The organism is Rhizobium sp. 268, assembly GCF_036571585.1.
Lineage (GTDB): Bacteria > Pseudomonadota > Alphaproteobacteria > Rhizobiales > Rhizobiaceae > Rhizobium > Rhizobium redzepovicii.
Genome location: NZ_JAPPSO010000011.1, coordinates 242,862 through 264,910, shown reverse-complemented (window position 1 = coordinate 264,910; position 22,049 = coordinate 242,862). Strand labels below are relative to the sequence as shown.

The 22,049-nt window shown below is 62.8% G+C and carries 15 protein-coding genes; 11 read left to right on the top strand and 4 right to left on the bottom strand.

Annotated elements, in window-relative coordinates; all coding sequences use genetic code 11:
- Positions 1 to 97: 97 nt before the first annotated feature.
- The gene (locus tag OS035_RS22640) at positions 98 to 841 is read left to right on the top strand and encodes an SDR family oxidoreductase (RefSeq protein WP_018243332.1); all 744 of its coding nucleotides are present in this window, start codon (positions 98 to 100) and stop codon (positions 839 to 841) included.
- 84 nt (positions 842 to 925) lie between these two features.
- Positions 926 to 1,828: an SDR family oxidoreductase gene (locus OS035_RS22635; RefSeq protein WP_097629145.1), complete on the top strand. Its 903-nt coding sequence runs from the start codon at positions 926 to 928 to the stop codon at positions 1,826 to 1,828.
- Between the two features lie 265 nt (positions 1,829 to 2,093).
- Here the strand turns inward: OS035_RS22635 and OS035_RS22630 are convergent, their stop codons facing one another.
- Complete coding sequence (locus tag OS035_RS22630) at positions 2,094 to 3,005, bottom strand: LysR family transcriptional regulator (RefSeq protein WP_097629144.1); 912 nt, start codon at positions 3,003 to 3,005, stop codon at positions 2,094 to 2,096.
- A gap of 163 nt (positions 3,006 to 3,168) precedes the next feature.
- Between OS035_RS22630 and OS035_RS22625 the strand changes: the two genes are divergently transcribed.
- From OS035_RS22625 to OS035_RS22595, 7 genes are all read left to right on the top strand, one after another.
- Positions 3,169 to 3,984 (top strand): alpha/beta hydrolase fold domain-containing protein, encoded by an 816-nt coding sequence (locus OS035_RS22625; protein WP_097629143.1) that lies wholly within the window; start codon positions 3,169 to 3,171, stop codon positions 3,982 to 3,984.
- A gap of 46 nt (positions 3,985 to 4,030) precedes the next feature.
- Positions 4,031 to 5,221: an efflux RND transporter periplasmic adaptor subunit gene (locus OS035_RS22620; RefSeq protein WP_012558749.1), complete on the top strand. Its 1,191-nt coding sequence runs from the start codon at positions 4,031 to 4,033 to the stop codon at positions 5,219 to 5,221.
- A 114-nt stretch (positions 5,222 to 5,335) separates the two neighbouring features.
- Positions 5,336 to 8,536 (top strand): efflux RND transporter permease subunit, encoded by a 3,201-nt coding sequence (locus tag OS035_RS22615; RefSeq protein ID WP_183777500.1) that lies wholly within the window; start codon positions 5,336 to 5,338, stop codon positions 8,534 to 8,536.
- 143 nt (positions 8,537 to 8,679) lie between these two features.
- Positions 8,680 to 9,591 carry an NAD(P)-dependent oxidoreductase gene (locus tag OS035_RS22610; protein ID WP_097629141.1) on the top strand — a complete coding sequence of 304 codons (912 nt, stop codon included), beginning with the start codon at positions 8,680 to 8,682 and terminating at the stop codon, positions 9,589 to 9,591.
- Positions 9,588 to 11,372, top strand: coding sequence for an IlvD/Edd family dehydratase (locus OS035_RS22605; protein WP_183777501.1), 1,785 nt, complete (start codon positions 9,588 to 9,590; stop codon positions 11,370 to 11,372). The genes OS035_RS22610 and OS035_RS22605 overlap by 4 nt, the downstream gene beginning before the upstream one ends.
- 131 nt (positions 11,373 to 11,503) lie before the next feature.
- Positions 11,504 to 13,330 carry a putative bifunctional diguanylate cyclase/phosphodiesterase gene (locus tag OS035_RS22600; RefSeq protein WP_097629139.1) on the top strand — a complete coding sequence of 609 codons (1,827 nt, stop codon included), beginning with the start codon at positions 11,504 to 11,506 and terminating at the stop codon, positions 13,328 to 13,330.
- A 265-nt stretch (positions 13,331 to 13,595) separates the two neighbouring features.
- Positions 13,596 to 14,444 carry a GNAT family N-acetyltransferase gene (locus tag OS035_RS22595; RefSeq protein WP_331814090.1) on the top strand — a complete coding sequence of 283 codons (849 nt, stop codon included), beginning with the start codon at positions 13,596 to 13,598 and terminating at the stop codon, positions 14,442 to 14,444.
- Positions 14,445 to 14,794: 350 nt separating this feature from the next.
- Here OS035_RS22595 and OS035_RS22590 read toward each other — a convergent pair whose 3' ends face one another.
- Positions 14,795 to 15,712 (bottom strand): DMT family transporter, encoded by a 918-nt coding sequence (locus OS035_RS22590; RefSeq protein WP_097629137.1) that lies wholly within the window; start codon positions 15,710 to 15,712, stop codon positions 14,795 to 14,797.
- A gap of 191 nt (positions 15,713 to 15,903) precedes the next feature.
- Between OS035_RS22590 and OS035_RS22585 the strand changes: the two genes are divergently transcribed.
- Entirely contained in the window at positions 15,904 to 17,202 is a 1,299-nt protein-coding gene (locus tag OS035_RS22585) for an adenylosuccinate synthase (RefSeq protein ID WP_003590514.1), read from the top strand.
- A gap of 60 nt (positions 17,203 to 17,262) precedes the next feature.
- Positions 17,263 to 19,788 (top strand): hypothetical protein, encoded by a 2,526-nt coding sequence (locus OS035_RS22580; protein WP_097629136.1) that lies wholly within the window; start codon positions 17,263 to 17,265, stop codon positions 19,786 to 19,788.
- Between the two features lie 115 nt (positions 19,789 to 19,903).
- Here the strand turns inward: OS035_RS22580 and rpoH are convergent, their stop codons facing one another.
- Positions 19,904 to 20,812 (bottom strand): RNA polymerase sigma factor RpoH, encoded by a 909-nt coding sequence (gene rpoH / locus OS035_RS22575; RefSeq protein ID WP_003566040.1) that lies wholly within the window; start codon positions 20,810 to 20,812, stop codon positions 19,904 to 19,906.
- A 181-nt stretch (positions 20,813 to 20,993) separates the two neighbouring features.
- Positions 20,994 to 22,019, bottom strand: a complete 1,026-nt coding sequence (locus tag OS035_RS22570) for an RluA family pseudouridine synthase (protein WP_097629135.1) — start codon at positions 22,017 to 22,019, stop codon at positions 20,994 to 20,996.
- Positions 22,020 to 22,049: the final 30 nt, after the last annotated feature.

The window sequence follows — 22,049 nt, the reverse complement described above, 5'->3', positions numbered from 1 at the left end:
TAGTGATGCCGGATAATGCCTGATTATCCGCAGAATGAACAGGTGCATCTTCTCCTCATTGAAAACGCGCTGCGGCGCATGATGAAGGAGAAGGACAATGGCTTCCAAAGAAAACGGCAAGGTGGCACTGGTCACCGGTGCTTCCCGCGGCATTGGAGCGGCAGTCGCCCGACGCCTCGCCAAGGACGGTTTCACCGTCGTCATCAACTATTCCGGCAATGCCGCTCCGGCCGAGGAATTGGTCCAGGAGATCGAGCAGGCCGGCGGCAAGGCGCTGACGGCGAAAGCCGATGTCAGCGACGCCGAAGCCGTCCGCCGCATGTTCGATGCCGCGGAAGCCGCTTTCGGCGGCGTCGATGTGCTTATCAACAATGCCGGCATCATGATGCTCTCTTCGCTTGCCGAGGCCGATGACGCCAATTTCGATCGGCAGATCGGCGTCAATCTGAAGGGCACCTTCAATACGCTGCGAGAAGCCGCCAAGCGGCTGCGTGACGGCGGCCGGGTCGTTAACTTCTCGACGTCGGTCGTCGGCCTGAAGCTCGAAACCTATGGCGTTTACGCTGCCACCAAGGCTGCCGTGGAAACATTGACGGCGATCATGGCCAAGGAGATGCGGGGCCGCAACATCACGGTCAACGCCATCGCACCTGGCCCTGTGGCCACCGACCTCTTCCTCAACGGCAAGTCGGACGAACTGATCGCCCGCATGGCGAAGATGAACCCGCTGGAACGCCTCGGCACACCTGAAGACATCGCCGCTGCGGTTGCCTTTCTTGCCGGTCCGGATGGCGGCTGGATCAACGGCCAGACGCTGCGCGCCAATGGCGGCGTGATCTGATGAAGGGCTGGCGGCTGTCTCGATGCCGCCGCCAATCTCAAGCTTCCACTTCAACCAAACCCCAATCCCAGAAGGAATAGGATCATGAGCAAGCAAGTCATTATCATCACCGGCGCTTCCAGCGGTTTCGGCGCTCTTACCGCCCGCGCCCTCGCCAAGGCCGGCCATACCGTCTATGCCGGCATGCGCGCAACGGAAGGCCGCAACGCTCCGGCCGTCGCCGACGCGGCTGAATTCGCCAGGGACAATAACGTCGATCTGCGCTCGGTCGAACTCGATGTCGCCTCCGACGCCTCGGTTGTATCCGGTATCGCCCGGATTATCGCCGATGAGGGCCGCCTCGATGTCATCATCCACAATGCCGGCCATATGTCCTTCGGCCCGGCCGAAGCCTTCACGCCGGAACAGTTCGCCGAACTCTTCGACATCAACGTGCTTTCCACCCAGCGCGTCAACCGCGCGGCACTCCCCTATCTGCGCAAGCAGGGTACAGGCCTGCTGGTCTGGGTATCGTCGTCGAGCAGCCGCGGCGGCACGCCTCCCTACCTCTCGCCCTATTTCGCCGCCAAAGCGGCGATGGATTCACTTGCCGTCTCCTATGCCAGCGAGCTTACCCGCTGGGGCATCGAGACCTCGATCATCGTGCCCGGCGCCTTCACCAGGGGCACCAACCACTTCGCCCATTCCGGTTCGCCGGATGATACCGCCCGCGCCGCCGAATATAATGAAGGACCCTACAAGGGTGTGCCGGAACAGGCGCTGCAGGGCCTGGCAGCACTCGAACCTGCTGACGCCGATGCCGGCACGGTAGCCGTCGCCATCGTCGATGTCGTCGGCAAGCCGTTCGGTACGAGGCCGTTCCGCGTCCATATCGATCCATCCGAGGACGGCGCGGAGATCGTCAACGGCATCGCCGACCGTGTCCGGGCGGAATTGTTCCGCCGCATCGGCCTCGGGGACCTGCTGAAGCCGGCTGCCAGGAATTGAAATCCCGCCCGCCGCTGGCGCGGGAACATGGGAGCCAACCCGTTATCGCAATTCTGTGAACGTGATTGCGGAATTTTTCCTTACAATCGTGCGGGGAGTGCGTATATCTGTTTTATCGCGAGAGAGTGGAATTCCCTGCCGCTCTCTTCCGGCCTCCAAAGCCTGCTGCGCCCTTGCTATGGTGCGACAGGCTTGATGTTCAAAGTTGTACATTGCGGCCCGTCGAAGGTTTCCCCTGCCTTCCGGGCCGTATTTGTCTTAACGCTCAGACGTCGTTCAATTTCGCCTCGACCAGAAGCTTCACCAGCCAGTCGACGAAGACGCGAACCTTGTTGCTGAGATGGCGGTTCGGGGGGTAGACGACGTAAAGCGGTAGCGGATCGCGACGCCAATCCGGCAGCACGCGGACGAGTTCGCCCCTTGCCATTGGCTCACGCGCCATGAAGATCGGCACCTGCGCGATGCCGAGACCCGTCAGCGCAGCTGTCAGATAGGTACGGCTGTCGTTGACCGAGGCGATGTAACGCGGACTGGTCTCGATCACCTCGTTGTGCCGACGAAATTCGAAAGGCAGTGTTCGGTTGTTCTGGGCGCGGAAATAGTTGACCGAGTAATGATCGGCCTCCAGATCCTCCGGCCGCTCGGGCATGCCGAACTTCTGGATGTAGGTCGGCGAAGCACAGGTGATCATCTCGACTTCGGAGACACGTCGGGCGATCAGCGACTGGTCGGTCGGCGTGCCGGCCCGCAGCGCGCAGTCGACATTTTCCGCAAGATAATCGACGGTGCGGTCGCCGACGCCGAGGTCGATGCGGATATCGGGATAGCGCTGATAAAAATCGCAGAGTGCGGGAACGACGATCCAATCGGCGAAAGCACCGGCCATTTCGACGCGCAGCCGCCCGCTCGGCAGGCTTTGCGAATTGGAGAGGCTACCGTCGAGTTCCTCCAATTCCGAAATGATCTGGGCGGCGCGTTCGTAATAAAGCGCGCCGTCCGTGGTCACCATCACCCGGCGAGTCGTGCGATTCAAAAGCTTGGTGCGCAGATGCGCCTCCAGGCCCTGGATGAGATTGGTGACCGTCGCCTTGGGCATGGCGAGCATGTCGGCGGCGCGGGTGAAATTGCCCGTCTCCACCACGCGGATGAAGACGCGCATTGCCGAGAGCTGATCCATCGGTTTGAAATCCGCAGTTTGCGTTGCACCATTGTTCGAGATCTGGAACAGTGTAATCGCGATATCGCTTCTTATTCCCTGAATGGAATAACAATATCTTTTTTGTACAAAATGCAAGCGGCAGGCGTTGCCTGCTTGTGGCCGACGCAAAAGAGACCGGAACATGACGGTGGCATGGAAAGATATGATGCTGGATAAGGTGGCCATCGGCCCCGTTTCCGCACGCATCTACCAGGGCGCCGATTACGGCAAGGGTCCGCCCATCGTGCTTTACCTGCATGGCGGCGCTTTTCTCGACAGCGAGACGAATGTCGACCGGCCGGTGGCAATTAGCCTCGCGAAGGCCGGCGCCATCGTCGCTGCCGTCGATTATAGCAGTCTGTCCGGCAATCTCTTCCCGAAGGCGCTGGAAGTTTCCTTCTCCGTTCTCAGCTATCTCGCCAACAAGCGCGCCGCCGGTCTCGGCGACCGTAAGTCGCTGCTCTTCGTCGCCGGCGAAGAGGCGGGCGGCAATGTCGCCGCCGGCGTGGCGCTGAAGGCGCGAGACCAGATGCCGGATGCGCTCGACGGCCAGGTGCTGATTTCGCCGCTGCTCGATCCCTTCATGGGCACCTCCTCGATCCGCAAGGCCGAGGCGATCGGCATGCGCCAGCGCTGGACGGAGGGCTGGAGCCATTACTTGAGCGGTGGTGGCTGCCACCCTTATGCGGCGCCTTGCCTCTGTTCGCGTCTTTCAGGCGTCGCGCCGGCACTGATCTTTACCGCCGAGGACGACCCTCTGCACGACGAAACACTTGGTTACGGTGCCCGCCTGAAAAAGGCCGGCGTCGGTGTGCGCCAGCATGTCCTTCCCGCCGGGACGGGCTGGCCCTCGCTTTATGGTGGGAAATCCGAAGGAGTGCCCGACTGGCAGGAACACGTCAGCCGTCATTTCGGAAGCTTCCTTCAGGACGTAAGCGACCAACCGCAATTGCATTGAAGATGATCTGATATTTCAGCGGCTTTGGGCCGCAAGGAGAGTACTGATGACGTCCAGAAGTAAGCGCTGGGCCCTGGTGGGCGCCGGCATGGGCCTTGTTGCGTCCGTTTCAGGCGCCGCATTGTTTTTCGAATTGCCGATGAGCACAACCGCCACGGCTGCTTCCGCTCCGGCGCAGCCGCCTGCCGTGCCGGTGACGGTTGCCGTCGTCGCGGCGCGCGACGTAACGGCCTGGGAGAGTTTCTCCGGCCGTCTCGAAGCGGTCGACCGTGTCCAGGTTCGTTCCCGCGTCGCCGGCGCCATCCTGTCCGTGGCCTTCCGGGAAGGAGCCCTGGTCAAGCAGGGCGACCTGCTCTTCACCATCGACCCGGCTCCCTATCAGGCGAACGTGGCGCAGGCTGAGGGCCAGGTTGCTTCGGCCGAAGCCAAAGTCAGCCTGGCGCAGACCGAGCTCGATCGCGGCCGCAGGCTTTCCGACAACCGCACCATCTCCCAGAGCGATCTCGATCAGCGCCACAGCACGCTGGCCGAGGCGCAGGCGGGGCTGCGTTCGGCGCAGGCCGCATTGCAGTCGGCCCAGCTCGATCTCGATTATACCGAGGTGCGGGCACCGGTTTCCGGCCGCATTGGCAAGATCGAGGTGACCGCCGGTAACCTGGTTGCCGCCGGCTCGGCCTCGCCGGCGCTGACGACGCTGGTGTCGGTCGATCCGATCTATGCGAGCTTCAACGCCAGCGAAGAAATGGTGACACGCGCGCTTGCCGAGCTTCCGCAGACCGATAGCGCCCTGCCGCCGGTCGAGCAGATCCCGGTCGAGGTCGGCACGCTGGCCGACAGCGGGACGCCGATCAAAGGCAAGCTGCAGCTGATCGACAATGAGGTCGATGCGGCAAGCGGCACGATCGGCGTACGCGCCGTCTTCGACAATCCGGGCGGTCGCCTCATCCCCGGCCAGTTCGTGCGGGTGCGCATGGGCCAGCCGAAGGCCGAGAACAAGATCGTCATCAGCGACCGCGCCGTCGGCACCGACCAGGACAAGAAATTCGTCTTCGTCGTCGATGCCGAAAACAAGGTTGCCTACCGGCAGGTCCAGCTCGGCACGCTTTCCGACGGCCAGCGGGTAGTCGAAAGCGGCCTGAACGCCGGCGAAAAGATCGTCGTCAACGGTCTGCAGCGCATTCGTCCGGGCGCGGTCGTCATACCGCAGATGGAAGAGAAGGTCGCGACCGCTCAATAAGTCTTCGCTCTCCCTCGCGGGGGAGGGCCAATACCCGAAATAAATGACCCGCCGGCGGCTCCAACCGCCGGAGAGGGACGTTGCATCCATGTTCACCCCGGAGAGGGCTTTGATATGAACATCTCCAGATTCTTTGTCGACCGACCGGTCTTTGCCGGCGTTCTTTCGGTCCTCATCGTGGTTGCCGGCCTGATCGGCCTCAGGGCGCTGCCGATTTCCGAATATCCGGAGGTCGTGCCGCCGTCGATCGTTGTGCGCGCCACCTATCCCGGCGCCAACCCCTCGGTCATCGCCGAAACGGTGGCCACACCGCTCGAAGAGCAGATCAACGGTGTCGAGGGCATGCTCTACATGTCCAGCCAGGCGACGTCGGACGGCGTGCTCAACGTGACCGTCACCTTCAAGCTCGGCACCGACCCCGACAAGGCGCAGCAGCTGGTGCAGAACCGCGTTTCTCAGGCCGAACCACGGCTGCCGGCGGAAGTCCGCTCGCTCGGGATCACGACGGTCAAGAGTTCGCCTAACTTCATCATGGTCGTCAACCTCGTCTCCGACGGCGACAATCACGACATTACCTATCTCCGCAACTATGCGACGCTGAATATCAAGGATCGGCTTGCCCGCATCGCCGGCGTCGGTCAGGTGCAGGTCTTTGGCGCCGGCGACTATTCGATGCGTGTCTGGATCGACCCCCAGAAGGCTGCTGAGCATGATCTCGCCGCCAGCGACATCAGCAACGCCATCAGTTCCCAGAACGTCCAGGCCGCGGCCGGCATCATCGGCGCATCGCCGAGCCAGCCGGGTGTAGATCTGCAGCTCAACGTCAATGCCCAGGGCCGCCTGCGCACGCCTGAGGAGTTCGGCAATATCATCGTCAAGACGGGCGCCAGTGGCGAGATTACCCGCCTTCGCGACGTTGCCCGCATCGAGCTCGGCGCCGCAGACTATACGCTGCGCTCGCTGCTCGACGGCAAGCCGGCCGTCGCCGTTGCCGTGCTTCAAGCGCCCGGTTCGAATGCGATCGAAATCGCCGACAATGTGCACGCCACTATGGATCAGCTGCAGCTCGCCATGCCCGAGGGCGTCAAATACGAGATCGTCTACGATACGACGAAATTCGTGCGTGCCTCGATCGAGAAGGTCATCGACACGCTGCTCGAAGCCATCGCGCTCGTTGTTCTCGTCGTCATCCTGTTCCTGCAGACGTGGCGCGCCTCGATCATTCCGCTGATCGCGGTTCCGGTATCGATCATCGGCACCTTCGCGGTGATGTACGTCTTCGGCTTCTCGATCAACGCGCTCAGCCTGTTCGGGCTGGTGCTGGCGATCGGTATCGTCGTCGACGACGCGATCGTCGTGGTCGAGAACGTCGAGCGCAATATCGAACAGGGGCTGTCGCCGCGGGCGGCCACCTACAAGGCGATGAAGGAAGTCTCCGGTCCGATCGTCGCGATCGCGCTGGTCCTCGTCGCGGTCTTCGTGCCGCTCGCCTTCATCTCCGGCCTGTCCGGTCAGTTCTATCGCCAGTTCGCACTGACGATCGCGATCTCGACCGTCATCTCGGCCTTCAACTCGCTCACCCTGTCGCCGGCGCTGGCAGCCCTTCTGCTGAAGGGTCATCATCAGCCGAAAGACTGGCTGACGCGGTTCATGGATGCCATCTTTGGCTGGTTCTTCCGCGGCTTCAACCGGGTCTTCGGCGCCGGCTCGAATGCCTACGGCAAGGGCGTCGGCGGATTGCTGTCGCGTAAGAGCATTGTCATGGTGATCTATCTGGCGCTGGTCGGTGCGACCTACAGTCTGTTCAGCACGGTCCCCGGCGGCTTCGTGCCGTCTCAGGACAAGCAGTACCTGATCGGCTTCGCCCAACTGCCGGATGCCGCAAGCCTCGACCGCACGGAAGATGTAATCAAGCGCATGACCGATATTGCGCTCGCCCAGCCGGGCGTTGCCAATGCGATCGCCTTCCCTGGTCTGTCGATTAACGGCTTCACCAACTCGTCGAATGCCGGCATCGTCTTCGTGACGCTGAAGGACTTCGAGGAGCGCAAGACGCCGGATCTTTCGGGCGGGGCCATCGCCATGGCGCTGAACCAGAAATTCGCAGCCATCCAGGATGCCTTCATCGCCATGTTCCCGCCCCCGCCGGTCAACGGCCTCGGCACGACGGGCGGATTCAAGCTGCAGATCGAGGACCGCGCCGGCTTGGGCAATCAGGCGCTGGACGAGGCAACCAAGGCGGTGCTTGCCAAGGCCTATCAGACGCCTGAGCTTGCCGGGCTGTTCTCCAGCTTCCAGATCAACGTGCCGCAGCTCTATGCCGATCTCGACCGCGCCAAGGCCGAGCAGCTCGGGGTTTCCGTCACCGACGTCTTCCAGACGCTGCAGATCTATCTCGGTTCGCTCTATGTGAACGACTTCAACGCCTTCGGCCGCACCTACAGCGTCCGGGTGCAGGCCGATGCGAAATTCCGCGCCCAGCCGGAAGATATCGGCCAGCTGAAAGTCCGTTCGGCATCGGGTCAGATGATCCCGCTTTCGGCCCTGCTGAAGGTAGAGCCGAGCACCGGTCCCGAGCGTGCGAACCGCTACAACGGCTTCCTCGCTGCCGATATCAACGGCGGTCCGGCGCCGGGCTTCTCGTCCGGCCAGGCACAGGCGGCGATCGAAAAGATCCTTCACGAGACCCTGCCGGCAGGCATCGACTTCGAATGGACGGATCTGACCTATCAGCAGATCCTTGCCGGTAATTCGAGCGTCGTCGTCTTCCCGCTAGCACTGTTGCTCGTCTTCCTGGTGCTGGCCGCCCAGTATGAAAGTCTGACGCTGCCGCTTGCGATCATCATGATCGTGCCGATGGGTGTGCTGGCTGCGCTCACAGGCGTCTGGCTCACCGGTGGAGATAACAACATCTTCACCCAGATCGGTCTTGTGGTGCTTGTCGGACTATCGGCGAAGAACGCGATCCTGATCGTGGAATTCGCCCGCGAACTGGAGTTCGAGGGCAGGACGCCGCGGGAGGCCGCGATCGAGGCCAGCCGCCTTCGTCTTCGCCCGATCCTGATGACCTCGCTCGCCTTCATCATGGGTGTTGTGCCGCTCGTCGTCTCCACAGGCGCCGGCGCGGAGATGCGCGCGGCCATGGGTGTCGCGGTGTTCTCGGGCATGATCGGCGTGACTTTCTTCGGCATCTTCATGACGCCTGTCTTCTACGTGCTGCTGCGCCGGCTGACGGGCAACCGTCCGCTCGTCCAACACAAGCCGGACGAACACAAGGACGAAGAGGCGGAGGTCATCCGGCTCGCGGCGGAATAACGGAATTCAACCTTCCTTTGTCGAGTAAATCGGGCGGGAACTTCGGTTCTCGCCCGTATCGTTTTCGAGCCGATGCGTCATCAAAACGGTTGCAACGATGGGTGAGGGGGTTATCAAAGACGAACAACAGTTGGGAGGACTGAATGACAGGTTCGAGCAGAGGTCATGACGGCAGGCGGATCGCCTTTCTCGGCACCGGGCTGATGGGCGCGCCGATGGCTCGCCGGCTGCTGGGCGCGGGTTTTGCCGTCACCGTCTGGAATCGCGATCGCAGCAAAGCCGAGGCTCTGGCGGGAGACGGCGCGATCTGTGCAGAGACACCCGCGGATGCTGTTTCGGGCGCCGACGTCGTCATCACCATGCTGACCAATGCCGAAGCGGTGAAGGACGTGCTGTTCGACCGCGGAGCGGCCGATGCGATGACCTCAGCGGCCACCGTTATCGATATGAGTTCGATCGCCCCGCATTTTGCCCGCGACCATGCTGCCAGGCTTGCTGAGCGCGGCATCGCTCATGTCGATGCGCCGGTTTCCGGCGGCGTCGTCGGGGCCGACGCCGGTACGCTCGCCATCATGGCGGGCGGCGAGAAAGGTGTGATCGACGCACTTGCAGATATCTTTGCGCCGATGGGGCGCGTTACCCGCGTCGGTCCAAGCGGGGCGGGCCAGCTTGCCAAGCTCGCCAACCAGCAGATCGTCGCGGTGACGATCGGCGCCGTCGCCGAAGCGATGATGCTGATTGCCGCCGGCGGCGGCTCGCCGGCGGCCTTCCGCGACGCCATTCGCGGCGGCTTTGCCGAGAGCCGTATCCTTGACCTCCACGGGAAACGCATGGTCGATCGGCAGTTTACTCCAGGCGGTTCGTCCAGCAACCAGCTGAAGGATCTGAACGCCGCCATGGAGACGGCCAATGCCCTGTCGCTGACGCTGCCCCTGACTGCGGCGGTACACGCCGAATTCGGCGAATTCGTCGCAAACGGCAATGGCGAAAAGGATCATAGCGGCCTGCTCCTGCACCTCGAAGAGAAGAATGCTCTGCCCGGAGGCAAGAGGTGACCGACAGCCAGTCTCCGAAGCGGCGCCTGCGTTCGCAGGATTGGTTCGACAATCCAGATCATATCGACATGGCGGCGCTCTATCTGGAGCGTTTCATGAATTACGGGATCACGCCGGAAGAGCTGCGCTCCGGCAAGCCGATCATCGGGATTGCCCAAAGCGGCAGCGATCTTACGCCGTGCAACAGGGTGCATGTCGAACTTGCCAAGCGCGTCCGTGACGGCATTCGCGATGCCGGGGGCATTCCGATCGAATTTCCGACACATCCGATCTTCGAGAACTGCAAGCGCCCGACGGCGGCACTTGACCGCAATCTCGCCTATCTCGGCCTCGTTGAAATCCTCTATGGCTATCCGCTCGACGGCGTCGTGCTGACGACCGGCTGCGACAAGACCACGCCGTCCGCGATCATGGCGGCGTCGACGGTCGATATTCCGGCGATCGTGCTCTCCGGCGGGCCGATGCTCGACGGCTGGCACGAGGGAGAGCTGGCCGGTTCCGGCACGGTGATCTGGCGGATGCGGCGGAAATATGCGGCAGGTGAGATCGACCGGGAGGAATTCCTGCAGGCGGCGCTCGATTCTGCCCCCTCCGTCGGCCACTGCAACACGATGGGCACGGCTTCGACGATGAACGCCCTTGCCGAGGCGCTCGGCCTGTCGCTGACCGGATGCGGCGCCATTCCGGCTGCCTACCGCGAGCGCGGGCAGATGGCCTACCGCACCGGGCGGCGCGCCGTCGAGATCGTCTTCGAGGATCTGAAGCCGTCGGATATCTTGACGCGCGCGGCCTTCCTCAATGCCATCCGTACCAATTCGGCGATCGGCGGTTCGACCAATGCGCAGCCGCATCTGGCGGCGATGGCCAAGCATGCCGGCGTCGAGCTTCATCCCGATGATTGGCAGGTGCACGGCTTCGACATCCCGCTGCTGGCGAACGTCCAGCCGGCCGGCGCCTATCTCGGCGAACGTTACCACCGCGCCGGTGGTACGCCGGCGATCATGTGGGAATTGCTGCAGGCCGGAAAACTGGATGGCGACTGTGATACGGTGACGGGCAGGACGATGGCCGAGAACTTGCAGGGTAAGGAAGCCAGCGACCGCGAGGTTATCCGGCCATTCGGCGAGCCGCTGAAGGAGCGGGCCGGCTTCCTCGTTCTCAAGGGCAATCTCTTCGATTTCGCCATCATGAAGATGAGCGTGGTCTCTGAGGATTTTCGCCGGCGCTACCTTCAGGAGCCCGGGCGGGAGGGCGTCTTCGAAGGCAAGGCGGTCGTTTTCGACGGGTCGGAAGATTATCACAAGCGCATCAACGATCCCGATCTCGACATCGACGAGAATACCATTCTGGTCATCCGCGGCGCCGGGCCGCTCGGCTGGCCGGGTTCGGCAGAGGTCGTCAACATGCAGCCGCCCGACCATCTTCTGAAGCGCGGCATCAGCAGCCTGCCGACGATCGGGGACGGCCGCCAGTCGGGCACGGCCGACAGCCCCTCAATCCTCAACGCCTCGCCGGAGAGTGCGGCCGGCGGCGGCCTTGCCTGGCTTCGCAGCGGCGATATCATTCGCATCGACTTCAACCATGGGCGTTGCGACATGCTGGTCGACGAGACCGAGATCGAACGGCGCAAGGGCGACGGTATTCCGCCGGTGCCCCCGGATGCGACGCCGTGGCAGCAGATCTACCGGCGCTCGGTCACGCAACTGTCAGACGGCGCGGTTCTGGAAGGGGCGGCGGAATTCCGCGGGATTGCCAAAAAACCGCCACGGCACAACCACTGATCTTGACTGTGTTACGGACTGCAAGTCCTTTGATCCAAAAAGGGAAAATCGTAACGGACAGTTCACCTAGTGACTAGTTCGATCATCGCAACAAGGCTTCATTAATGCCGGCCTGAGACCATATTGCGATTATGGAAGCTTCTAAGGCTGAGACCGCGTTGCCAGAAAATAGACCCACGCGATCCGAACAAGAGTTTCAGGATCTTCTGCGCCGGCTCGAACTCGCTCTCGATGCATCCCGGATCGGTGTCTGGGAGCACAGCATCGCAACGAGCGAGATCTTGTGGGATGCGCAGATGCACCGTCTCTACGAGACCGGCGAGACATGCCGGGAAGTGCCGGCATGGTTATGGTCGAATGCGATCCATCCCGACGACCGCGAGCAAGCCGAATACGACTTCGACCAGGCGATCGCCACCCGAGGCGCCTATAATTCGCAATTTCGGATCGTGCTGCCGAGCGGCGAAATCCGCCATCTGCGGTCACGCGCACATTTCTACGTGGATGCGGAGGGGCTGCCCTCCTTCATCGGCGCCGAATGGGATGTCACCGCCGACGTCCTGCTCAACGCTGAACTCGCCGGCCAGAAGATGGTGGCCGAGGCGAGGGCGCTGGCGCTCGAGGAAAGCAATGCGCGCATTGAGCATGTCGCCGATCACGACTATCTCACCGGCTTGCCGAACCGGCGCCTTCTCGACAAGCGGCTCGCCGAGCTGCCGGCCGACAGGAGCATCACGACGCTTGGCGTCCTGCATCTCGACCTCGACCAGTTCAAGCAGATCAACGACAGTCACGGTCATGCCGCAGGCGACGCGGTTCTGAGGGCCGCAGCCCTTCGCATCACCGCCGCCATTCCCGCAAATGGCATGGTCGCCCGCGTCGGCGGCGACGAATTCGTCATTGTGCTGGTTAATTTCAGCGATCTCGCCGAATTGAAGCTGATTACCGACGACCTTCAGCGCCGGCTGCGGAAGAAGATCCGCTTCGGTCAGGAGATGCTGCAATCCGGCGCCTCGATCGGCGTTTCCTGGAGCGGCGATCGGCGGGCGCGCAACCTGCTTGCCGAATCCGATCTGGCGCTCTACCAGGCCAAGAAGCTCGGGCGCAATCGCGTCGAATTCTTCACGCGGCAATTGCAGGAAGATCTGCGCGCCAAGCGTCGCCTCGCCGAAGAGCTGAAGCTCGGGTTGGAGCGCGGCGAGATCGTTCCCTATTATCAGGTGCAGCTCGATGCCCGGACGCGGGAAGTCATTGGCTTCGAGGCCCTGGCGCGCTGGAAACACCCGGAGAAGGGCGTGCTCGCCCCGGGGATATTCCTAAAGATCGCCGACGAGCATGGGCTTGCGGCGGAGATCGATGCGGCGATCCTGAAAAACGTTCTTGAAGACCGGCTGTTCTGGCTGTTGCAGGGATTTGCGGTTCCGCGCATCGCCGTCAACATCTCGGCGTCGCGCCTTGCCGATCCGACGTTGCTCGGCAAGCTGAGGAAACTCGACATTCCGCCCGACGTGATCGTCTTCGAACTGGTCGAGACGATTTTTCTCGACGACAGCGACGAAAAACTGCTGGATCATATCGGCGATATCAAACAAATGGGTATCGACATCGAGATCGATGATTTCGGATCCGGCCATGCCTCGCTCATCGGTCTCGTCAAGCTGCGGCCAAAGCGGCTGAAGATCGACCGGCAGCTCATCGCCGAAGTCGTCAGCTCCGCCGAGCAGCGGCGCGTGGTGGGTTCGATCGTGGAAATCGCCAAGGCGCTCGACGTCGAGGTGATCGCCGAGGGCATCGAGACCGAAGCGCATGCCGTCGTGCTGGCGCAGCTTGGCTGCGATGGCCTGCAGGGTTACGCGTTTGGTTATCCCGCACCGGCGGCCGAGACGGCTCGTCTTTTCTCACCTATGGCGAACGGGATCGAAAAGCAGAAGGCGGCGGTCGGCGGAACGGCCCGGTGATCCGTCGGTGGGGACCGCCGGCAGGCTTTCGCGGTCGTGGAGAGATAATTGGCGCAAGTAATTTTCTTGAGCTTGCATCGGCATTGTTTCATGCTAATGCGGAAACCAAGCTTTCTGCATTGCATCGAAAAATGATTATACGCGTGGTCAAGATCATGAGCGCGACTTTCCATCATTCGCAGCTGCAATCGGGGAACTGGGGACCTGACAATTGCTTTGCCGTTGCCGGGATGGACTTGCGGGACATTCAATCTGGGAAAGTCGCATGAATTCGGAATTTGCCGTTCGTTCCATGCGGCCCGGCGAACTGGAACTCGTGCTCGAATGGGCGCGTCAGGAGGGCTGGAACCCGGGCCTCGACGATTCGCTTGCATTTCTTGAGGCCGATCCGTCGGGATTTTTCGTCGGCGCAGTCGGTGAAGTCCCCGTCGGCTCGATCTCGGTCGTCAAATACGGTGAGAGTTTCGCCTTTCTGGGCCTCTACATCGTCCATCCCGATTTCCGGGGCAAGGGTTACGGCAAGGCGATCTGGGAGACGGGCATATCAAGCGCGGGGGACCGCACGATCGGCCTCGACGGCGTCGCAGCACAACAGGACAACTACCGCAAGGCCGGCTTCGAACCCGCCTATTCCACCATTCGCTACGGCGGCGTCGCCACCACCTTGCCTGTCTCGGCGCTTGCCGCGCACCCGGTCATGGATTCGCGCCTCGCAGGCCTGCAGCGTTTTGATTCGGCGATCTTTCCGCAGCCGCGGGATGCCTTCCTTGCCGCCTGGTGCACCGCTCGCAAGGGCCGCCGCTCGGCTGTGGTGCGCAAGAGCGGCAAGATCCGCGGTTACGGCACGATCCGCCGCTGCTACGAGGGTTACAAGATCGGGCCGCTCTTTGCCAACGATGCCGACAGCGCCGCAGCGCTGCTTGCCGAATTGATCCCCGAAGCGAAAGGGGCTGCTCTCTTCATCGATATCCCCACGGAGAACCACGAGGCGGTGGCACTCGCCGAGGGCCTCGGCCTTCGACCGGTGTTCGAGACGACGCGCATGTATCGCGGCCCGGCGCCGGCCACCCCGCTGAAGCACGTCTTCGGCGTGACGACGCTGGAGCTTGGTTAGAGCCTTTCCTGGTTAGATTGAAGCATTCGGCCGGAGCCGGTTTTCGTCAGGGCAGAGGCGATTGGCGAAGGGCATGCCCGTTGGTACGCTCGAGCCGATCGCCTCTGATCCTGGCGGAGAGATGCCCGGCCCACCGGCCGCACCGCTTCGCCGTGGCGAAGCGATAAGTGCGTCCGGCGATTCCCAAGTCTTGCAGATTTGCCTGGCAAATCTGCGGGAGGGTTGGCTGAAACGGGCGGCTGATCGACCGGCCGGCTTGGCCGTAGAGCTGGGCTACGACGCGCACCAGCCGGTCGACCATCCGACTCCGTTTGCGCCAACAGAATGCTTCAATCTAACCAGGAAAGGCTCTAATCCACAGGTGAGGCTGGAACGGTCGGAGCCGAAGCTTTCGGCCGGCCTTTTTCGGCGATCGCGATGCCGCCTAAGGTCAGTGCCAGCGCGACAATGTGGAAGGACTGCAGCGCCTCGCCGATCAGGGCGACGGAAAGCAAAGTTCCGAATACCGGCACGAGATTGATGAACAGGCCGGCGCGATTGGCGCCGATCGCCTCGACACCCTTGATATAGAGGATCTGCGCCAGCAGCGACGGGAAGGTCGCCGTGTAGAACGTGATGACCCAGCCGGCCTGATCCGGCCACAGCGCGGCACCCCGCCCGGCTTCCCAAAGGAGCAGCGGCGCCGAGGTCAGCATGGCGCCGAGCGCGGGGAACGCCATCAGCGTGCGCCAGTCGACGGGCGGCTTCCAGCGCAGGAAGATGGTGTAGACCGAATAGGCGGCAATGGCGATCAGCATCAGCCCGTCGCCGCGGTTGAGGCTTAGTTGCAGCAGTGTTGCTAGGTCGCCGTGAGCGGCGGTCAGTGCGACGCCGATCAGCGTCATGCCGAAGCCGAGACATTGCGCCAGCGAGATGCCGGTGCGGAAGAACATGAAATTCAACAGGAAGATCAGCATCGGGATGCCGGCCTGCTCGATGGCGACATTGATCGCCGTCGTATATTGCACGGCCGAATAAAGCATGGCGTTGAAAAGCGTGTAGCCGATGACGCCGTAGAAGAAGAGCAGCGGCAGGTTCTTCCGGGCCACCGGCCAGTCTCTTTTGAGCTGCGGCACCGAAATCAAGGCGATCAGGGCCACGGCGATGAACCAGCGCAGAAAGGTCAGCATCATCGGGCTGATATGGCCGACTGCGAGCTTGCCGGCGACGGAGTTGCCGCCCCAGCAGAGGGTGGCGATAACGAGGCAGATGTAGGCCGTGGCTTGCAAGAGCGCTTTTCCCGTCTTTCCGCGACCGCCGAGCGGCGTTTTGTGACGGGCAATAGCCTGCCGGCTGCTGATTTGTCACGTAAAAAGCCCAATCACCTGTGACAACAGGGTCGCTTTCCCAAAAACAAAGCTTTATAGATGCGCGGGTTTGAGCAGGTGCGCGGTTTTCCGCCGGTAACAGGAAGAGTTGGATGACGAACGTAGTCGTGGTCGGTTCGCAATGGGGTGACGAAGGCAAGGGCAAGATTGTCGACTGGCTTTCGGAGCGCGCGGATATCGTTGTGCGCTATCAGGGCGGACATAATGCCGGCCATACGCTCGTCATCGACGGCACCAGCTACAAGCTGTCGCTGCTGCCCTCCGGCGTCGTGCGCCCGGGCAAAATGGCGGTGATCGGCAACGGCGTGGTCGTCGATCCGCATGCGCTGATCGCCGAGATCGGCCGGCTGGAAGCCCAGGGCGTGACGGTGACGCCGGACAATCTGCGTATCGCCGACAATGCGACGCTCATTCTGTCGCTGCACCGCGAGCTGGACGCGATGCGCGAGGATGCGGCCTCGAACAGCGGCACCAAGATCGGCACGACACGCCGCGGCATCGGCCCTGCCTATGAAGACAAGGTCGGCCGCCGCGCCATCCGGGTGATGGATCTTGCCGATCTCGACAGCCTTGCCGGCAAGGTCGACCGTATTCTCACGCACCACAATGCGCTTCGCCGCGGCCTCGGTGTCGCCGAAGTCAGCCACCAGACGATCATGGACGAACTGACCTCGATCGCCGATCGGGTGCTGCCGTTCCGTGACACCGTCTGGCTCTTCCTCGACAAGGAGCGCCGCAAGGGCTCCCGCATCCTCTTCGAAGGCGCGCAGGGCAGCCTGCTCGACATCGACCACGGCACCTATCCTTTCGTGACCTCATCGAACACCGTGGCCGGCCAGGCCGCCGCCGGTTCCGGCATGGGGCCGGGCTCGCTCGGCTATATCCTCGGCATCACCAAAGCCTATACGACGCGCGTCGGCGAAGGCCCGTTCCCGACGGAGCTGAAGGATGCCATCGGTGAGTTCCTTGGCGAAAAAGGCCATGAGTTCGGCGTGGTAACCGGGCGCAAGCGGCGCTGTGGCTGGTTCGACGCCGCCCTCGTGCGCCAGTCGATTGCCACCAACGGCATCACGGGCATCGCGCTCACCAAGCTCGACGTGCTCGACGGCCTTGAGGAATTGAAGATTTGCGTCGGTTACATGCTCGACGGTGAACAGATTGATCATCTTCCCGCAAGCCAGGGAGCGCAAGCTAGGGTCGAACCGGTCTATATCACGCTGGAAGGGTGGAAGGAATCGACCGTCGGTGCCCGCAGTTGGGCGGACCTGCCGGCACAGGCGATCAAATATGTTCGCCAGGTCGAAGAGCTGATCGGCGCGCCGGTCGCGCTCCTTTCCACCAGCCCGGAGCGGGATGACACGATACTTGTGACCGATCCGTTTGAGGACTAAGCTCACGGGTCACTATGGAGGATGGTTCGGTAGGGTGCCGGACTTCTTGAGAAAGTACTGATGGCGGATTTTATTGCAGTTATTCGGCGGGCCGTCGACGGCCTGGCTGAAAATACCCCAGAGATGCGGGTGAAGGTCTACGAACGTGCCCGCGGCGCAGTGCAGCGGCAGCTCGAGAACATGAAGCCGCGTCCGCCGGAAGCCATGCTGCAACGCCAGCTCGAAAAGCTCGAGGCCGCCATCCGCGAAGTGGAAGGCGAACACGCCGAGGCGCTGCCGCTCGATGAGCCGGTTGCCGCCGCCGTCGCGCCGGAATTCGCCGAAGAACAAGCGGTCCACGACGAAGGCGAACCGGCGCCTGCACCGGAGACGACCGTCGAAGAGCCGGTCGACGAAGCCTCTGCGGAACCGCAGGCGGTTGAGGCCGCCGCCGAGCCGGATCACGTAGAAGCTGCCGCGCCGCGGGAGCCCCAGGAAGAGTTCGCGGACGAGGAGCCTCTCTCCGAAGAAGCACCCAGCCTCCCCACGTCCGTTGCGGCCGAGGCCACTGCTCCCGCGCAGGCAGAGACACCGGCTCCTGCCGAAACATACTGGCATCCCTCGCATGAAGAGGAAGGGCCGGCCGAGGAATGGCATTCCGGTGAGCGACGCGACATCGCTGCCGAGGCTTGGCCTGCAGATGATGAGCGCTGGGGACCGCCTGCCGACCATCGCCACGAGGAAGCCGGCGAATATCATCCCGACGAGCAGCCTCCCGCAGAGGCAGAAGAACTCGCGGCCGAACCGGCGACGGTGGAAAGCGAGGAGCCGGCTGCCGAGAAGGCCTACGAGCCTATCGACTCGTCGCAACGCGTCGCGCGCGGCCTGGACCATGCTGCCCATCGGCTGGTAGAGCCGGTCGTCGCTGAGTTCGATCGTCCGGAGGAATTCGTTGAGCATAGCCGCGAGGAGCCGCTGCAGGCTGATGCCGCAGCGCATTTCGATCCAGTCTGGACCGAGCCCGCCGCCGAGACTCCGGCTCCGGCGCCGAAGGATGCGGAGACCGAATGGACGGAAGAGGAGCTCCGGCAGTATTCGCAGACGGCGCCGACCACCCCGGATACCTCGGCGCGCGCCTTCGAGGAGGTGATATCGAGCCTCGAAAAAGTCGCACCTGCGGCCGTCATGCCGGCGGCCAAGGAAAGTTTCTCCTGGGAGACCGCAGTCTTCGATGATCTGCCGCCGATCGAGGGAGACAACAACAAAAAGGCGGCGCCGGTCGCCTCGCATTTCGACGATGTCGATATCTTCGCGGAAGTGCATAACGGCAAGCCGGCCCCCGCAGGCGGCGCGCCGAGCGAGGACTGGCGCGAGGCGAAGGCGCTACGCGGCTACGACCGCCGCGGCTCTGTCGCGGCCGACGACGATGACACCAATCCGGCGATGGATATCGACCAGATGGTCGCTTCCAAGCTGCAGGGCAAGAATTTCCGGATGGAGCCGAAGCGTCGACGCTTCGGCATCGGCACCGTCATCACCCTCATCTTCGCGCTTCTCTTGATCGGCGGCGGCGCCTATGCCGGCTGGATGAACAGAGAGGCGCTGGTGGCGATGGTCGACGGGCTCGTCAGTTCGGCACCGTCGCAGGCGACCAGGAACGAGGCGGCGACGCCGCCTGCCGGCTCCGCAACGCCTGCCGAGCCGAACGCAGCGACGCCGGCCCAGCCGACCACACCGGGAGCGCAGAATACGCCAGCGGCGCCGGCTCCGCCGAACCAGAACCCGCAGGTGGCGTCAATGAACAATGACGGCGCCGCGGCCAATTCGAAATTCACCCAGCGGCTGCTGACCGATGGGACCGAGGTCGACAGCGGACCGGCGACGGTGCCGGGAACGCCGACCGCGGAAGGAAAATCGGTCGCCGAACAGAATGTCGCGGCAGCGGACACGCCGCCGGCGGCGACCGCGCAGGGCGATGTCGCACCGGCCGAAACGCCGACGCCGAACGGCCCGACAGCATCGCCGCAGCAAACCGCTCTCGTCGGCTCGTCGCAAAAGATGTTCCTCTATGAGGAGCGCATCGGCCAAAGCTCGCCGACGGCGATCGAAGGATCGGTGGTCTGGAGCGTGCAGCACGAAGCAGGCCAAGGCGGCCGGCAGGAGGCGACGGTGCAGGGCAACGTCACCGTGCCGGAGCGCAATCTCTCTGCTCTCGTCACCTTCAAACGCAATTCCGATCCGTCGCTGCCGGCAAGCCATCTCGTCGAGATCGTCTTCTCGCTGCCGCCGAATTTCGAAGGCGGCAGCATCGACAGCGTTCAGCGCATTTCGATGAAGCGCACCGAGCAGGACCGCGGCGACGCGCTGATCGCGGTTCCGGCCAAAATCACCGACGATTTCCACATGATCGCGCTCAACGACTATCCCGATGCGCGCAAGGCCAATCTCGACCTGATGTCGACCCGCAGTTGGATCGATATCCCCGTCACCTACCGCAACGGCCGCCGCGCGCTGCTGACGATGGAAAAGGGCAATACGGGAACGGATGCCTTCAATACCGCCATCAAGGAATGGACCGCGCTCGGGGACGTGTCGACGAGCCAGTGACGACTGGCCGTAATTCGAACTCTCGACCTTTGACGGGGTGCCGAGGTTGCGAACAGCAGAGAATCAGAAAGGCGGGCCGCAAGGACCCGCCTTTTCAATTTCTCATAAGCCAGGTTTATGCTGTTGCTTCGACGACGCGGACGGCCTTGGCGCGTTCCTGGGCTTCCTTGCGGACAGCGTCCTGCACCTTCTCGAAAGCGCGGACCTCGATCTGACGGACGCGTTCGCGGCTGATGTCGAATTCTGTCGACAGGTCTTCCAGCGTCACCGGATCCTCGGCGAGGCGGCGAGCCTCGAAGATACGGCGTTCGCGCTCGTTCAGCACGCTCATCGCTTTCGCCAGCATGCGCCGGCGGGTGTCGAGTTCGTCCTGTTCGATCAGCACGTCTTCCTGGCTGTCATGGTCGTCCACCAGCCAATCCTGCCATTGGCCGCTGTCGCCTTCGGCCGCCTTGATCGGCGCGTTCAGCGAGGCGTCGCCGGACAGGCGGCGGTTCATCGAAATGACCTCCTCCTCCGAGACCTTCAGCTTGGTGGCGATTTCGGAGACGTGCTCCGGCTTCAGGTCGCCGTCATCGATCGCCTGGATGCGGCCTTTCAGCCGGCGCAGGTTGAAGAACAGGCGCTTCTGGTTGGCGGTCGTGCCCATCTTCACGAGCGACCACGAACGCAGAATATATTCCTGGATCGAGGCCTTGATCCACCACATGGCGTAGGTGGCAAGGCGGAAGCCGCGCTCGGCATCGAACTTCTTGACGGCCTGCATCAGGCCGACATTACCCTCGGAAACGACTTCGCCGATCGGCAGCCCATAGCCGCGATAACCCATCGCGATCTTTGCGACAAGGCGAAGATGGCTGGTGACGAGCTTGTGGGCGGCGTCACGATCGCCATGCTCGGCATAACGCTTGGCGAGCATGTATTCCTGCTGCGGCTCGAGCATCGGAAACTTACGGATTTCGTCGAGGTAACGATTGAGACCGGCTTCGCCGGCGGTAATGGACGGCAAGGTATTTCGGGCCATAGTGCACCCTCCTAAAGTGAATTCCGGTTCCCGTTGGAAACGCGCCCTCGCGTTAAAAATGGCAAACCGGGACGTGCGGCTCTGCTGCGAGCCCGCACTAAGTCAATATACAGATAAGTGTGGCAAAACAGCGGTTCAAGGTGCCGCTCACGCAGCTGTGAGAGGGGGCGGAGACGAGCCCCTATCCCCGCAATGCCTCGACCAGTTCCACCATATCATCCGGCAGCGGCACTTCGAAATGCATGATTTCGCCGGTGCGGGGATGCTCGAACTGCAGCATGAAAGCATGCAGCGCCTGGCGGTTGAAACTGTTGACGACCTTGCGGATTTCTTCGGGCAGGCGGTTGGCCTTGGTCTTGAAGCCGGCGCCGTAAACCGTGTCGCCGAGCAGCGGATGGCCGATATGGGCCATATGCACACGGATCTGGTGGGTGCGGCCGGTTTCGAGGTGGCACTCGACCAGCGAAGCAAGCGCGGTCGCGTCCGGGTTCTCCTGGAAGCGCTCGATCACCTCATAATGCGTGATCGCCTCGTCGGCGTCATGACTGTCGGGCCGCTTGACCGCGCGGCGTGTGCGATCGCCGGTAGCGCGGCCGAGCGGCGCATCGACCGTGCCCGTCAGTGAGCGAGGACGGCCCCAGACGACCGCCTGATAGGCCCGCTCCAGCGGCATGGTGCGGCCATGATCGGCAAACTGGAGCGAGAGGTGGCGATGGGCAATGTCGTTCTTGGCGACCACCATGACCCCTGTCGTGTCCTTGTCGAGCCGGTGGACGATGCCCGGGCGGCGCACGCCGCCAATGCCAGAGAGCGTATCGCCGCAGTGATGGATCAGCGCGTTGACCAGCGTCCCCGTCCAGTTGCCGGAGCCGGGATGGACGACGAGACCGGAAGGCTTGGAGATGACGATGAGGTCTTCATCCTCATGGAGAATATCGAGCGGGATATCCTCACCCTGCGGCGTCGGGTCTTCCGGCTCGGGCAGGGTGATCTCGAAACTATCGCCGTTGCGCACCTTGCGCTGCGGATCGGTGACGGGTTCGCCGCGCAGAGAAACCTGGCCGTCCTTGATCAGCGTCTTGATGCGGCTGCGCGAAAATTCCTCGCCGACCTGTGCCGTCAGCCAGGCGTCGAGCCGGCCTTCGGCCGTTTCATCGGCGGTCAGGACTTTTCTATTGCCGGCTGCTTGTTTAAAGGGGTCGCTCAAGACGCTTCTTCTCCGACGTATTTTTTTAGA

Coding starts and splice junctions, on each gene's coding strand:
- OS035_RS22635 (WP_097629145.1), top strand. CDS start 926: ATGAGCAAGCAAGTCATTATCATCACCGGCGCTTCCAGCGGTTTCGGC.
- OS035_RS22585 (WP_003590514.1), top strand. CDS start 15,904: ATGACGAACGTAGTCGTGGTCGGTTCGCAATGGGGTGACGAAGGCAAG.
- OS035_RS22610 (WP_097629141.1), top strand. CDS start 8,680: ATGACAGGTTCGAGCAGAGGTCATGACGGCAGGCGGATCGCCTTTCTC.
- OS035_RS22625 (WP_097629143.1), top strand. CDS start 3,169: ATGACGGTGGCATGGAAAGATATGATGCTGGATAAGGTGGCCATCGGC.
- rpoH (WP_003566040.1), bottom strand. CDS start 20,812: ATGGCCCGAAATACCTTGCCGTCCATTACCGCCGGCGAAGCCGGTCTC.
- OS035_RS22620 (WP_012558749.1), top strand. CDS start 4,031: ATGACGTCCAGAAGTAAGCGCTGGGCCCTGGTGGGCGCCGGCATGGGC.
- OS035_RS22600 (WP_097629139.1), top strand. CDS start 11,504: ATGGAAGCTTCTAAGGCTGAGACCGCGTTGCCAGAAAATAGACCCACG.
- OS035_RS22630 (WP_097629144.1), bottom strand. CDS start 3,005: ATGGATCAGCTCTCGGCAATGCGCGTCTTCATCCGCGTGGTGGAGACG.
- OS035_RS22580 (WP_097629136.1), top strand. CDS start 17,263: ATGGCGGATTTTATTGCAGTTATTCGGCGGGCCGTCGACGGCCTGGCT.
- OS035_RS22595 (WP_331814090.1), top strand. CDS start 13,596: ATGAATTCGGAATTTGCCGTTCGTTCCATGCGGCCCGGCGAACTGGAA.
- OS035_RS22640 (WP_018243332.1), top strand. CDS start 98: ATGGCTTCCAAAGAAAACGGCAAGGTGGCACTGGTCACCGGTGCTTCC.
- OS035_RS22615 (WP_183777500.1), top strand. CDS start 5,336: ATGAACATCTCCAGATTCTTTGTCGACCGACCGGTCTTTGCCGGCGTT.